The 13,932-nt window shown below is 31.3% G+C and carries 17 protein-coding genes; 7 read left to right on the top strand and 10 right to left on the bottom strand.

The window, feature by feature from the left end:
• Positions 1-122: 122 nt before the first annotated feature.
• Positions 123-998: a zinc transporter ZupT gene (gene zupT / locus AAID94_07675; GenBank protein ID XAK23705.1), complete on the top strand. Its 876-nt coding sequence runs from the start codon at positions 123-125 to the stop codon at positions 996-998.
• Positions 999-1,155: 157 nt separating this feature from the next.
• Here the strand turns inward: zupT and AAID94_07670 are convergent, their stop codons facing one another.
• From AAID94_07670 to AAID94_07655, 4 genes are all read right to left on the bottom strand, one after another.
• Positions 1,156-1,728 (bottom strand): cytolethal distending toxin subunit A, encoded by a 573-nt coding sequence (locus AAID94_07670; GenBank protein ID XAK23704.1) that lies wholly within the window; start codon positions 1,726-1,728, stop codon positions 1,156-1,158.
• Positions 1,729-1,737: 9 nt separating this feature from the next.
• Complete coding sequence (cdtB, locus tag AAID94_07665; GenBank protein XAK23703.1) at positions 1,738-2,541, bottom strand: cytolethal distending toxin nuclease subunit Cc-CdtB; 804 nt, start codon at positions 2,539-2,541, stop codon at positions 1,738-1,740.
• Between the two features lie 24 nt (positions 2,542-2,565).
• The gene (gene cdtA, locus AAID94_07660; protein XAK23702.1) at positions 2,566-3,342 is read right to left on the bottom strand and encodes a cytolethal distending toxin subunit Cc-CdtA; all 777 of its coding nucleotides are present in this window, start codon (positions 3,340-3,342) and stop codon (positions 2,566-2,568) included.
• A gap of 147 nt (positions 3,343-3,489) precedes the next feature.
• Positions 3,490-4,860 carry an MFS transporter gene (locus AAID94_07655; protein ID XAK23701.1) on the bottom strand — a complete coding sequence of 457 codons (1,371 nt, stop codon included), beginning with the start codon at positions 4,858-4,860 and terminating at the stop codon, positions 3,490-3,492.
• Positions 4,861-5,031: 171 nt separating this feature from the next.
• Between AAID94_07655 and surE the strand changes: the two genes are divergently transcribed.
• From surE to AAID94_07640, 3 genes are read left to right on the top strand one after another with little or no spacing between them, the layout of a single operon-like run.
• Positions 5,032-5,808 (top strand): 5'/3'-nucleotidase SurE, encoded by a 777-nt coding sequence (gene surE / locus AAID94_07650; GenBank protein ID XAK23700.1) that lies wholly within the window; start codon positions 5,032-5,034, stop codon positions 5,806-5,808.
• Positions 5,798-6,457, top strand: coding sequence for a tRNA threonylcarbamoyladenosine dehydratase (locus tag AAID94_07645; protein ID XAK24797.1), 660 nt, complete (start codon positions 5,798-5,800; stop codon positions 6,455-6,457). The genes surE and AAID94_07645 overlap by 11 nt, the downstream gene beginning before the upstream one ends.
• A complete protein-coding gene (locus tag AAID94_07640) occupies positions 6,441-6,890 on the top strand; it encodes a GNAT family N-acetyltransferase (GenBank protein XAK23699.1) in 450 nt (149 codons plus the stop codon). Before AAID94_07645 ends, AAID94_07640 begins: the two co-directional genes overlap by 17 nt.
• 117 nt (positions 6,891-7,007) lie before the next feature.
• On the opposite strand, the gene panD is transcribed toward AAID94_07640, so the two are convergent.
• Genes panD through panB form a run of 3 tightly spaced genes read right to left on the bottom strand, consistent with a single transcriptional unit; the run spans position 7,008 to position 9,068 of the window.
• On the bottom strand, positions 7,008-7,388 hold the full coding sequence (gene panD, locus AAID94_07635; GenBank protein XAK23698.1) for an aspartate 1-decarboxylase: 381 nt from the start codon (positions 7,386-7,388) through the stop codon (positions 7,008-7,010).
• Positions 7,385-8,233, bottom strand: coding sequence for a pantoate--beta-alanine ligase (gene panC / locus AAID94_07630; GenBank protein ID XAK23697.1), 849 nt, complete (start codon positions 8,231-8,233; stop codon positions 7,385-7,387). Before panC ends, panD begins: the two co-directional genes overlap by 4 nt.
• Positions 8,234-8,243: 10 nt before the next feature.
• On the bottom strand, positions 8,244-9,068 hold the full coding sequence (panB, locus tag AAID94_07625; GenBank protein XAK23696.1) for a 3-methyl-2-oxobutanoate hydroxymethyltransferase: 825 nt from the start codon (positions 9,066-9,068) through the stop codon (positions 8,244-8,246).
• 360 nt (positions 9,069-9,428) lie between these two features.
• Here panB and AAID94_07620 point away from each other — a divergent pair, with 360 nt between their 5' ends.
• Genes AAID94_07620 through AAID94_07610 form a run of 3 tightly spaced genes read left to right on the top strand, consistent with a single transcriptional unit; the run spans position 9,429 to position 11,363 of the window.
• Entirely contained in the window at positions 9,429-9,638 is a 210-nt protein-coding gene (locus tag AAID94_07620; GenBank protein XAK23695.1) for a hypothetical protein, read from the top strand.
• Positions 9,628-10,218: a hypothetical protein gene (locus AAID94_07615; protein ID XAK23694.1), complete on the top strand. Its 591-nt coding sequence runs from the start codon at positions 9,628-9,630 to the stop codon at positions 10,216-10,218. Before AAID94_07620 ends, AAID94_07615 begins: the two co-directional genes overlap by 11 nt.
• Positions 10,219-10,220: 2 nt before the next feature.
• The gene (locus AAID94_07610; protein ID XAK24796.1) at positions 10,221-11,363 is read left to right on the top strand and encodes a YbfB/YjiJ family MFS transporter; all 1,143 of its coding nucleotides are present in this window, start codon (positions 10,221-10,223) and stop codon (positions 11,361-11,363) included.
• 83 nt (positions 11,364-11,446) lie between these two features.
• Here the strand turns inward: AAID94_07610 and AAID94_07605 are convergent, their stop codons facing one another.
• From AAID94_07605 to AAID94_07595, 3 genes are all read right to left on the bottom strand, one after another.
• Complete coding sequence (locus AAID94_07605) at positions 11,447-11,662, bottom strand: 4-oxalocrotonate tautomerase family protein (protein ID XAK23693.1); 216 nt, start codon at positions 11,660-11,662, stop codon at positions 11,447-11,449.
• Positions 11,663-11,792: 130 nt separating this feature from the next.
• Positions 11,793-12,674, bottom strand: a complete 882-nt coding sequence (locus AAID94_07600; GenBank protein XAK23692.1) for a hypothetical protein — start codon at positions 12,672-12,674, stop codon at positions 11,793-11,795.
• Positions 12,675-13,050: 376 nt separating this feature from the next.
• Positions 13,051-13,929 (bottom strand): sulfate/molybdate ABC transporter ATP-binding protein, encoded by an 879-nt coding sequence (locus tag AAID94_07595; GenBank protein XAK23691.1) that lies wholly within the window; start codon positions 13,927-13,929, stop codon positions 13,051-13,053.
• Positions 13,930-13,932: the final 3 nt, after the last annotated feature.

The following is a 13,932-nucleotide window of genomic DNA, read 5'->3' as shown; positions in this document are numbered from 1 at the left end:
AAATAACATAATATCTAAATTTCACTTATTATTTGTCAGTTTTTATTTTTTAAATCAAATATTATTGATAAAAATTATCATTAGATAAAATTTATTTAATTATTTTTTGCTATAATGTTTTTATGGAATTTACATTAGATCAAATTTTAGTAGCGATGGCTTTGACCATCCTTGCCGGACTTTCAACCGCTATTGGTTCTGTGATAGCATTTTTTAGTAGAAATGACAATCTTAGAATTCTTTCTTTTGGACTTGGTTTTTCTGCTGGAGTGATGATATATATCTCTTTTATGGAAATTTTACCTTCTGCTTTTGTGGATTTTAAAAAATATTATCATTCAGGTTATGGAGAGCTTTTAGCGCTTTTATGTTTTTTCGGCGGAATTTTTTTATCAGCCATTATCGATAAATTTATCCCTGAAGATGTCAATCCTCACGATCCTAAAGAAGATCTAAGCGAGCTTAAAATTTGCCCTTTGCCTCAAAAAAATGAAAAAGCACCCGCTTTTCATGCAGGCGAGCCTTTAAAAAAGATCAATGTAAAGGCATTGAAAAGAACGGGTATATTTACTGCGCTTGCCATAGCGATACATAATTTTCCCGAGGGTTTTGCAACTTTTATCTCAAGCCTTGATAATCTTAGCTTTGGTGTGGCTATCGCCGTAGCTGTGGCTATACACAATATCCCTGAAGGAATGGCGGTTTCTTTGCCAATTTATCATGCTACAAAAGATAAGAAAAAAGCTTTTATTTACTCGGCACTTTCGGGTATAGCCGAGCCTATGGGAGCGATTGTGGGAGCGTTTTTGATCTTGCCTATCATGAATGAGCTTACTTTAGCCATCACCTTTGCTGTAGTGGCTGGGATCATGGTGTTTATCTCTTTTGATGAGTTATTGCCTGCAGCAAAAACTTATGATAAAGCCCACGATAGTCTTTATGGGCTTGTTTTAGGAATGGCTGTAATGGCAATGAGTTTGATTTTATTAAATCCTTGAGTTGAATTAAAGATTTATAAAGTATTGTTTTAGCTTTTTTAGCGAGTGGTCAAATTTTTACTAAGATTTTTAAAATTGCTAGAAATAAAAAGTGTATTTTAACATATAAAACTTATTATAAACCAAGCCATGAAAGCTTGGTTTTATTAGAAAAGTATCAGTAGATCACACTTGCTTCGATTATAGCAGGAGAGAAAAAGAAAAGTTTGCTTAGTTCAGTTACGATAGAACGATCCAAAAGGCATCCTCCTAAACCAAAGCGATTTTCTATGGCGATGCTAGAGTCAGGAAAAGTGCTCATGCATTGATTGCCGCCATTGATTAAAGATCTAATTTGTATAGAACCATTTGTCATCGGTATGATAGAAAAGATAGTTTGCATTTTTTTATCTTGTAAATCTTGTTTGCAAGATTTTGTGCCAAAACTTTTTTCACTTAAAACAGCTAAGCATATATCATCGCCCTTAGGACTTACAAATTGAACATAACCAAAAGGCAAATCTTTTGCGTGCATATCCTTAGCTTTTAGTTCTTCGCTTGGTACAATTTCTTTTAAAAACCAATTTTGATCTTCTAATCTTTTTGAAGTTTTTCTAAAAGGACTTAAAGAAATTCCTGTTTCTAAAGATCTTATAGCAAACATAGGGGTAAAGTCTTCTAGTTCATCTAAGCTAGGTCCTGCTTTTAAAAAGCTTAAAAGGGCAAAAAATAAAATAAAAAATTTTTTCATGTTAAACTCCTAAGGTCTTCTAAAATTTACAGGAAAATGATCCGAAGCTAAAAAGGTTCTTAGTCCTGCTAAAGCTAAAATCGCAACTATCGGTGGTGGGTTGTATAAAGCTGCAGTGTTGGAATTTCCAGTGATAGCATAATCAATCGTTCTTCCACCCGTTTGCGTAGAAGAAGGCGGAACAACTACGCGAGTGCGCGCTCTTAAGTCAGGATCTAGCAAGGTTACTAAGGCGCCTGATTCTCTATTAAAATCGCCTAAAATCATCCAATTGATTTCAGGTCTATTTCTAAAAAACATATCCACAGCAGCTACAATGGCTCCTGCGTCATTTCCCCCACTTGCTAGAGCGTGTATATTGAAAAAAGCATCATTGCCTATGCGTATGCCTATAATAGGTCTTGAAGCAACTGTTGGAGGAGGCAAAACAAAAACTTCATCCGCTTGCATCCTGCTAACGATAGCTAAATTCACACGATTTGCTCCTACATCTACTCTAGAATAATATATATAAACAGAGCTAGGTCTTGATACAGAGCCTAAATTCCATATATATTCATGTATAGGAATACCCACGCCCACAGGTTGCACTTGCCTAGGAGTCATCATAGCTGTGCTAGGTAAAACTCCTGCTTCTTGAACAGCTAAAACATCCATAGGATTTGCGCCGGTTATGAGTTGTCTTATGCTAACATTCCATTTGCTTTCAGTTGCAGCCGATGAGCCTTGCAAATTCCAAGTTCCGGTATTGTAATTTTCTAAAGCGGCAAATAATACATTAAAACTTAAAATCAAAAATACTATTTTTTTCATTATCTTCCTTTCATAGCGAAAAAATTAAATAGGAGCACCTATATACCATTGTCTATCCAAATTCTTTTCTTTTTCTTTTAAACAATCGGTTAAGTAAATATTGTAAAAGCTCAAATTAAATTCTTCCATTACATTTGAAACAGGTGTTTGTATACATTGTTGAGTGGCAAAATTTTGAATTTGATAAGCACCATTAGTCATCGGGTAAAGTCTCCAAAACTGCGCGAAGTTTGTTTGATCGCAAGGATAATGAACGATGCCATTTCTATAGGCATTTAAGCAAGTAAATGTTTTTGCATTTTTAATCATTACAGTATTGTTTGGAAATTCAATGAGCTGCCAAGCTCTTGCATCTCCAAAAGGTCTACTAGCAAATAAACTATATCCCCATATCCAATTGCCAGGATTTAAAGCCCAGATTGTTAAAGATGCTCCATTAGGATTCATAATAGTGACAAAATCACTTACCATACCTGTGTTTTCGTATAAAGCATTTGAAGCAAATTCATTTGGAGATTTTAGCCTTGGCAAAGGTCCTTTGACGGCGTTATCTCCTTTGAAAGTATTAGGAGTGATTACAGGTGGGACAAGCGGTATGGCAGGAAATTTTTTACCTTCCACTAAGCTTGGTGTGTTTTGTTTAACAGGGGGTGTGGGTTTTGAGCCAAGTCTTAAAGGATCATTATCGCTAAATTTACCATAGGATCTTCCTAAGGGGTTGATTTGTTGTTCTTTTGAAGAGCAAGCTGAAAAAATGATTGTTACAATCAAAAACATGAAGCTTAATTTTATTTTTTGCATATATCCTCCTTGTTTTAGGTTTTGATATATTAACATATATTTTAATTTATTTTGCTACATCAACGCGACTTTTAATTCTTTCATTAAATCTTGTACTTATAAAAATGTATGAAAATGATTTAAAAACCGTAAATTGATTACGGTTTTTTATGCATATTTTTTCTTAGCGCCAAAATGACATAAGGCAGAACAAAGTATGCAAAGTACGCAAGCACTTAGAAGCATTATAAGTCCGGCATTCCAACTACCATAATAATCCACAGCCCAACCAATAGCCTTCGTTCCAAGTGAGGCACCTACTACATAACTCATAAAGCCACGAAGTCCTACACAAGATCCTACGGCAAAAGCAGGAACAACTTCCATAGTTTGAACACTTGCTAAAAATTGTGGTATATAGATCAAACATCCTGCCATAGCCGCAAAGAAAATAACCATATAAAGATTGCTTGAGCTAAAATATCCGATAATCATAAAGAAAATGATTGCCATAGCACCAATAGCAGGAGGCATTCTATAGCCTTTAAAGATTTTATCTGAAATATATCCTGCAAGTAAGGTAGAAGGTATGGCTGCCCACTCAAAAAGCCAAAATGCAACACCCATTTGTTCTTTGCTAAAACCCTTTGTTTCAAGAAGATAGATAGGAAGCCAAGAAATAAGCCCAAAACGTACCATATAAACAAAGGTATCCATCCAAGCTACATACCAAGCATTTTTATTTTTAAGGACATAATGATAAAAAATTTCAAGACTGCTTAAATTTGGACTTTCTACAGCTTTAATTTCTTCGGTTTTAATACCCCTCATTTCGTTGATTTCGCTAATATCAACCAAACCTTCATTTTTAGGACTTCCTTTGACTGCATAAAGCACATAAACACTGATTAAAATTGCACAAAGAGCAGGAACATAAAAATGATTGATATGCCAATGCGTTTCATTAAAATCTGCCAAGCTTACGCCTAAAAATGCTGCTAAAGCGAATCCAGAAAGTGATACTATAGGAGCGATTATACCTCCTCCTAAATTGTGCGAGATATTCCAAATAGCTGTATAAATTCCCCGCTCTTTTTTAGGATACCAATTTGCTAAAGTGATAAAAGAAGGACCAACACCCATACCTTGAAACACTCCAAGTGCGATGACAAAGCCTACATAAGCATAAAAAGAATTTGAAAAACCCAATAAAACATTTATAAGAGCACACAAAATGAGCCCTAAAGCCATATATTTTTTAGGATCAGCCTTGTCGCTAAGTACACTCATAGCACCTTTGCTAATTCCATAAGCTATAAGCATAGAACCCGTGATTGTCCCAATGTCTGATTTGCTAAGTTCGAGTTGATTTTGTATAAATGGGGTTGCAAGAGTGATATTATTGCGTACAAGATAATACCCCATATATCCTATAAAAACCCCACTTAAACTCCAAGTTCTCATCTTGTAGTATCTAAGTAAAATTTCGTCTTTAGGAAATTTTATAGCTTTTGCTTTTGGTTTAAAAAAGTCAAACATGCTCCACCCTCCTAATTTTTTACAATTTATTATGTAATAATATTAATAAATATTAAATAAAAATATAATTAAAAATAGCATAAAATTAATATTTTAAAATCAAAAATTAATATTACAAAGCTTTTAAAAAAATATGCTACAATCCAAATTTATCTTTTGCAAGGAAGAGTAATGAAAGAAATTCTTATTACCAATGATGATGGTTTTGAAAGCGAAGGGCTTAAAAAACTCATTAAAATGTTAAAAAAAGAATTTAAAGCAAAAATTACCATAGTTGCACCTGTTACTGAAAAATCAGCTTGTTCGCATTCCATAACTCTTACAAAACCTTTGCGTTTTATCAAAGTAGGAAAAAGATTTTACAAGCTTGATGATGGAACTCCTGCAGATTGTGTTTATCTTGCTCTTCATGCGCTTTATAAAACGCGTTTGCCTGATCTTGTAATAAGTGGGATTAACAAGGGTGCAAATGTGGGTGAAGATATCACATATTCAGGTACTTGCGCGGGTGCTATGGAAGCAGTTTTACAAGGAATTCCTGCTATAGCTCTTTCGCAATTTTATAAAAAAAGTGAAAAAGAGCTTGATTTTAAAAATGCTTTAAAAGTTACTAAAAAAATCGTTCAAAATATCTTTGATAAAGGCTTTCCTTTAGGAAAAAAAGAATTTTTAAATATTAATTTTCCAGCAAAATCTAATATAAAAGGCATTAAAATTTGTAAAGCAGGCAAGCGAGTGTATAATTTTGAGGCGCATTCAAATATCAATCCACGTGGGATGGAGTATTATTGGCTAGCAGCAGCAAATTTGGATTTTGAAGATGAAAAAGATAGCGATATAGCTTTATTAAAAAAAGGTTATGTGACTATAACTCCTATAATGCTTGATTTAAGCGCTTATGACAAAATGAAAAAAGTTAAAAAATGGTTAAAGGCAAATAATGAATGATAGATTTACGCGTATAAAATGGCTAGTAAGCGAGGAAAATTTCGATAAAATTTCACAAACCAAAGTGCTTGTATGTGGACTTGGCGGAGTAGGTGGGATGTGCGTTGATGCACTTTATCGTAGCGGTTTTCAAAATCTTACTTTAATCGATGCGGATAAATTTGAAATCACCAATCAAAACCGCCAAATTCATAGTGAAAATTTAGGCGAAGAAAAAGCTAAGGTTTTTGCTAGAATTTACAATGCTAAGGGTATAGTAAGTAAAATAGACAATGAATTTTTAGCAAATTTTGATTTAAGTGAATTTGATTTAATCGTCGATGCGATTGATGATATCCCTGCAAAAGTAGCACTTGCTAATTTGATCGATTTTAAGCGTCAAATTTTTATCTCTTCTACGGGTGGGGCTAGAAAGCTTGATCCTACGCGTATAAAAACTACAAGTATATTTAAAACCCACGGAGATGCTTTAGCAAAAAAATTTCGTTACGAGCTTAGAAAATCAGGTTTTAAAGGAAATTTTGATGTGGTTTTTTCAGATGAGGAAGCGCATTGTAAAGATCTTGGATCTTTTATGGGTGTGACTGCATCTTTTGGTTTAGCTTTAGCAAGTTTAGCATTGAGAAAAGTTCTTGATAAGAAAAGCTGATATTAAAGATTTAAATGCTTGTTTGTCGCTTTTTGAACAAAGCGTAATAACGCTTTGTGCTAAGGATTATACAAAAGATCAAATTCGTGCTTGGATTAAAATTGATAGACGGCAATGGGAAGAAAAATTTAAATATGATGAAATTTTTCTCTATGAAAAAAGAGGGGAAATCGCAAGTTTTATAAGTGTTAAAAAAGAGCAGCAATTGCTCGATTTGCTTTTTACTCATCCTGATTTTGTTAGACAGGGTTTAGCACAAAATTTACTTGATTTTATTTTAAAAACTTATTTACATAATGAAATTTATACCTTCGCATCCTTAAGCGCTAAAGATTTTTTCTTAAAAAATGGTTTTGAACTTATAAGAGAAAACAAGGTTATTAAAGAGGAGCAAAATTTAAAAAATTTTTTAATGAAAAAAGATGTGGTTTAAAAACTAGAAGTTAAGATAAGCAAAAATAATAAATTAAAAGATATAAAAATCATTTTTTACTTATCTTAGATAAATGAATTTATCTAAGATAGAAAAAATTACAAAAATAGTTAGATATTAGAAAATAGCTCCGTGTTTTTCATAATTTGTTATTTTTGTAGCAGTGTTATTTTCATCTACAAAGACAACTTTTGGTTTAAATGTTTTTGCTTCTTCTTCGTTAAAATCAGCATAAGACATGATGATAATTTTATCTCCTACTTCAGCAAGACGAGCCGCAGCGCCATTTAGGCATACAACCCCTTCTTCTTGCGTAGCGATGGTGTAGGTTTCAAATCTAGCGCCATTATTGACATTGACTACTTGAACTTTTTCGTATTCTAAAATTCCACTAGCTTGCAATAATTTTTCATCTATACTTATACTTCCTACATAATCAAGCCTAGCTTCTGTTACGCTTGCGCGGTGTATTTTTGATTTGAGTAAAGTAATGTTCATTTTAATCCTTGTACTAAAAAATTATCAATGAGTCTTGTTTTTCCAACAAAAGCAGCCACTGCTCCTAAAACATTATCGGCGATATTTTCAATATTTTCCATAGTGTTAAAATCAACTAATTCTATATAATCGATTTTGATTAATTTTTCTTTTTCTAAAATATCTTTCATAGCTTGGATAATTTTGGAAGTATCTTTTTCTCCTTCTTGGACTAATTTTTCAGCTAAAAAAATGCTTTGAGATATAGCTAGTGACGCTTTTCTTTCTTCTTTACTAAGATATACATTTCTAGAGCTTTTAGCTAAGCCATCTTCTTCTCTAATGATAGGGCAAATTTGAATTTTTAAATCAAAATTTAAATCATCAACCATATGTCTAACGACTATGCATTGCTGCGCGTCTTTTTGCCCCATATAGACTATGTCAGGGTTTAGGATATTAAAAAATTTAGCCAAAACTGTGCAAACGCCTCTAAAATGCCCTGGTCTTTTAGCTCCACAAAGCTTATCCGTGATCGTGTTCATATCCACATAGGTGCTAAAATTCTTAAGATACATTTGAGCTGCATCGGGGATAAAAACCATATCAACGCCATTATCTTGACACATTTTAATGTCGCGTTCTAAATCTCTTGGATAACTAGAAAAATCTTCATTAGGCCCAAATTGCATAGGATTTACAAAGATACTTACTATAACTTTATCTTGTGTTTTGGCATTTTTGATTAAACTTAAATGCCCATCGTGCAAAAAACCCATGGTTGGAACATAGCCTATACTAAGATTATGTGATTTCCAATTTTTTGCAATTTGTTTTGCTTCTTTGACAGAAGTAATGACTTCCATATTTGTATCCTTAGTATAATTTATCTAATAATTCATCATCTAAATAATCAAAGCTGTGCTCTTGGGAAGGAAAAATACCGCTTTTAACTTCATCTCTATATTTTTCAACTCCTACTTGAGGGTCAATTTTATCAAAATGCTTTACAAATTTTGCTTTAAAATCTTTATTTAAACCCAAAAGATCATGATAAACTAAAACTTGTCCATCGCAGTATTTACCTGAGCCTATGCCGATTGTTGGAATTTCTAAAATAGAGCTTATTTTTTGTGCTAATTTTACAGGCACGCATTCTAAAACTAACATACAAGCACCCGAATCTTGCACAGCTTTTGCATCATCTATGATTTTTTGAGCCGATTGTAAATCTTTACCTTGAACCCTATATCCACCTAGTATATTTACAGCTTGCGGGGTTAGTCCTAGGTGAGCAACGACGGGTATTCCTGATTGGGAAATCAATTTAATCTTACTTGCGATTTCTATACCCCCTTCCACTTTTACCCCATTTGCATGGCTTTCTTTGATAAATCTTGAGGCATTTAAGATAGCGTCACGATCTGAACTTTGATAAGACATAAAAGGCATATCAGCAAGTACGAAAGACTTTTTAGCTCCGCGAGAAACAGCTTTGGTAAAAATCAACATTTCATCCATAGCAACACTTAAAGTATCTTGCATACCAAGCACTGTCATAGCTAATGAATCTCCAACCAATATAATATCTATATCGCTATTGTCTAAAATTCTTGCACTATGATAATCATACGCACTCACCATAGTTATTTTTTCATTTTTGGCCTTTTTTTCCAAAAAACTAATCATACTTTTTCTCATTTTGCATACCTCAATTTTTAGCTATAAAATAATAAGCAAAAAACTAGCATATAAATTTTCATAAATAGTAAATGAATGATAAAGTGAGTTATATTTAATCAATGGATTGTTTTAATGGTTACAATTAAATACTAATAAATTCTAAAAATAATAAATTTTTTATACAAGTCTTTATTTTGGTTAATATAAGTCTTAATATATTAGCAATATTGTCAGATTTATAAATATTCATTTAAATGATTAATAATGTAACATTGTTAGAGAAATTTTTTACAATTGAGTTAAAAATTTGCAAATTTTGTTATTTTTATAATATGCAAATAATGCATACTATAAAATCATAAGAAAAAAGGAAAATAAATGTTAAGAGTTGGAATAATTGGTTTTGGTCTTAGAGGGTTAAGTATTTTAGAAAGGTTTGTTTCAAATTTGCCACTTATGGCAAGAGCAATTACTCAAATCTTGCCACTTATTGTCAAAGAAATGGAATATGTGTATAGTTATACATATATTGATTTAAAATCACAAGAAGATTCTTTTTTGTTTAGAAATGAATATCTTGCAAATTGATACACAAAGTGTACTTGATAAATATATTCCCAAATACGATCAGTTTAATTTCTATTCTTTGGTTAATCCATTGCAAAAAATCATAGATAAGCAAGATTTTTACTCCCAATTAATTACTTATTTAGAAAATGATATAAAAGAAGCTCGTTTGGGCAATTTAAAAAGCCCAATTAAGCCAGCTTGTGATGTTTTACGTGATGTTACAATAAAACATATAGAAAATACGCAATTTCAACTAGTTGACTCATTTAACAATTCTTATTGTGTAAATAGATTAATTGACGCAAGAATTAACGAAATTAAAATTAATGATAATGCACTTTTTCAATCTCTTATCGCTAATAATTTAGCTACAAAATTTCATTATGGAAATTTAGAACTAGAATGTTTGAAAATTGACGAAAACTTTTGTTCTATTAATAAAGATAATAAAACTATTGATAGGTTATTTATTTTGGGATTACCTACAGAGGGAATTAAATTTTATACTTTTATTTTGCCTCGCCCTCACATTGCCTCCACATTTCTTTGCGATTCAAATAAAGCTGTAGATTCTCTTATCAAAAGGACACAAGCATGATCTTGCGCATTATTATTTGTTTTCTTTCAACCTTTGTGGCAAATGGTTTGGCAAGATTTGGATATGTTGTTTTAATCCCTATTATGATAATATCCGGCAGATTGAATGAAAATCAAAGCATTCAGCTGGGTATTGCAGTTTTAGTTGGGTATATTTTTGGTAGTTTTTTCATTAACTTCTTAAGAAAATTTATAAGTCTTGAAAATATTGCAAAACTAAGTTTTTTAATAATCTCTTTAAGTTTTTTTGCTTGCATGATGGAAAGTCTACCTTTTATATGGGCGTGGCTATGGAGATTTTTTGCTGGTGTGGCAAGCGCTTCTTTGATGATACTTGCTGCACCACTTTCTTTGCCTTATGTTAAAGAACGTTTTAGGGGGCGTATAGGGGGTTTTGTATTTAGCGGTATAGGACTTGGTGCTGTTGTTAGTGGCTTTACTTTACCATTTATCGCTAATATCAATATCGATTTGGTTTGGATTGTTTTAGGTAGTGTGGTTTTTTGCGCTTTCATCTTAAGTCTTTTTTCACTTAGAACACTTAAAAGATCTAAACAAACAATACATAAAGATAATAAATTTAAAATTCCTTATGGATTATGGCTTCTTATTATTTCATATATTCTTAATGCCATAGGATATTTACCTCATACACTTTTTTGGGTTGATTATCTTGTAAGAGACTTAAAATTTTCAACCCTACTTGCTGGCTCATCTTGGGCTTTTTTTGGTATAGGAGCAGTCTTAGGAAGTATAGGTAGTGGAATTTTAGCTGATAGAATCGGGATAAAAAATGCACACATTGTAATATTATTTTTCAAAGCCTTATCTTGTTTTATCGCAGCTTTTGCCAGTGATTTGTTTTGGCTTAACTTTAGTATTTTTGTTATGGGCTTTACAACAACAGGCAATGTAACACTTACTAATGCCCTAGCATTAAAAATTGTTTCTAAAAAACATTTTCCTACAAGCTCAAGTTTTCTAACCCTTGCTTTTGGAATTTTTCAAGCTATTTTTTCTTTTCTTTTTGCTTATTTGTTAAAATTTTTAGATGGTTATTTTTGGATGTTTATCTTTTGTGGGTTTTGTTTGATATTTAGCTTTCTTGTGCTTTTGCCTATAAAAATAAGCACTTTGCGAAACTAACTTCAGCTATAAAGTTCTGCTTTAAATTTAAAGCAGAATATAGGTAAAAGCAAATAGGCTTTGATCACTAACTGCAAAGAAAACTAGCTTTTTTTCTGCTCTTTTCTTACTTCAGTGATAGTTTTTCCGCCTAAACCATAATTATCCATTTCAATTTCATCGATAATTACAACAGTAGAAGCTTTATTTTTGTTTAAAACCTTAGCAAGTAAATCTGTAACACCTTCAATCAATTCTTGCTTTTGCTTGAGTGTAGGTTCGCCATTTTCTTTTGTGATTCTAATATTAACAAAAGGCATGATTTCTCCTTAATTTTGCTATATTATAATAAATTTTTTACAATTATATGATATATTTAAGCTTAATATGTAAATTTAAATAACTAAATAAAGTATAGATAAGGTAAAATTATAAATGTAAAAACAAGATTTACATTTTTCCATTAATAAAAGTGCAATGTATTTCAGGATCATTTACAAGTTTATAAGAAACATAGCCTAAAATGGGTTTAAATTTCTCATTTTCGATTTGAAAAAATATCATAAAATCATTTAAAGCAATTTCATTTTGATTGACTTTTTTAGAATCTTTAAAAATTTTTTCTTTAAATTTTTTATATTCTTTAATGTGTTCTTGGCCGAGTTTTTCTAAAACTTCATTTTCACTTTTCACTAAAAATTCATCATCAAAATAAAAATCATCAAATTCTCTATCACTTACAGCAAAAACTTTATTCTCATTTAATATTTTAGCATTTTCAATAAAAGGATGATACTCATAAGATTTATAAAAAGCATACAATCTTTTTTTATCCATTTCATTAAACGAGTATTTAAGCCAAGCATCATTTTCACTTGCAAAAACCTTTTTATAAGCAAGAATGTATTTTTGGCTATTTTTTTCATATTCTTGTGTGAATTTTTTATATTCTTCGCTTTTTTCATCATTTAACTTATTTAATATTTGTAAAAAATATTTTTCGCGCTCTTTAAAATAAGAAAGCTCGTGTTTAATCTCTTCCAAAAACTCATCTGTAATTTTTGGTTCTAAATTAAATTTAGGATTGCATAAATCTACAAGCTTATAAAAAGGAACTGACAAACTAGAATCTTTTTCTATTCGCTCCTTGGCTTTACGGCTATTTTCTTCTATTTTTTCCAAAATCCAAAATGGAGAAGTAACCACAGTAAGTGCACCAAGTGCTACAATTTGAGGCGAATGGATCACGCCTATCGCCACCATTCCTGCTGTTTTGTTGCTACACCCACCCAAAAACAAAATACAGGTTAGACTAGCGACGATTTTTTTCATTGTTTTTACCCTAAGCTAATTTTAAAACAGTGAAAATAATTATAACTATTTTATTTAAATTAAAAGTGAGAATTACTCCAAATTTGGAGCAAATTTTAGAATAATTTGCGGTTAATTTAAGGCATTGAATTTTGTTTATTATTGCTATTATCAAAATTAGCAAGTGCGGCTTGAAACAAGATATAAGCATTTTTTTGATAAGAATGTTGAAAATATTAAAAAAGATTAAAACGCAAAATTCCTAGTTTTCGTTAGTGGGAATTTTAGGGCGCAAATTACCAATTATTGCTAAAATCAAACAAGAAAATAATTATAATCTTACTCATTTATATCAAATCTTAAAAGAATTTCAAATGGAATTTAAAGACTTGCTTTCTTAAAGTTTTCCTACGATGATAGGATTAAAGGCTTTTATAGAAAGTAAAAGCGTATCGCCGATTTTTATATCTTTATAAGATTTTAAAAATTCCTCTTCGCTAAGTGTGATTTTAACGATATCTTGATTTAAAAGCAAAGTAAAAATAACTAAAATATCACTTTTTTTCATCTCAAGCAAAGTTGCACTTAAACGCAATTTCGCACTTAAATTTGATGAGGTAAAAAATTCATTTGTTCTTGCATCTTTGATGATTTTTCCATCACTAAGCTCTAAAATTCTATGGCTTAATTTGTAAATTTCAGCCAAATCGTGACTTACTAATAAAGTAGTGATTTTAAAATGTTGTAAAATTTTCACAAGTTCATCTTGTAAAAAAGATCGCATTTTAAAGTCTAATGCACTCAAAGGCTCATCTAAAAGTAAAATTTGTGGCTCTCTTGCTAAAGCCCTTGCTAAAGCCACTCTTTGTGCTTGTCCGCCACTTAAATTTTTGGGATAAATTTTGGCTAAATTTTCCAAATTCATTAAGCTTAAAAGCTCTTCTGCTTTTTGTTTTGAAGTCGCAGCATAGGAAATGTTTTCTTTTACGCTCATATTTGGAAAAAGAGCATAATCTTGAAAAACAAAGCCGATTTTTCTTTTTTGTATGGCTAAATTGATATTTTTTTGGGTATCAAGCCAAAGCTCATCTCCTACTTTTATGCGCCCAAATTCAGGTTTTATAAGTCCTGCAATGATTTTAAGCAGAGTCGTTTTTCCCACACCGCTTTCTCCAAAAATAGCAGTGATTTCATTTGCTTTTAAGCAAGTGTTTAATTCTAGTTGCTTCTTGCCTTTTGCTGTGTTAATGGGAAGTTTTATATCGATTTTTATCATAAA

Source organism: Campylobacter coli (assembly GCA_039516895.1).
Lineage (GTDB): Bacteria > Campylobacterota > Campylobacteria > Campylobacterales > Campylobacteraceae > Campylobacter_D > Campylobacter_D coli_B.
The sequence above is the reverse complement of the archived record's forward strand: the minus strand, read 5'-3'. Positions and strand labels throughout refer to the sequence as shown.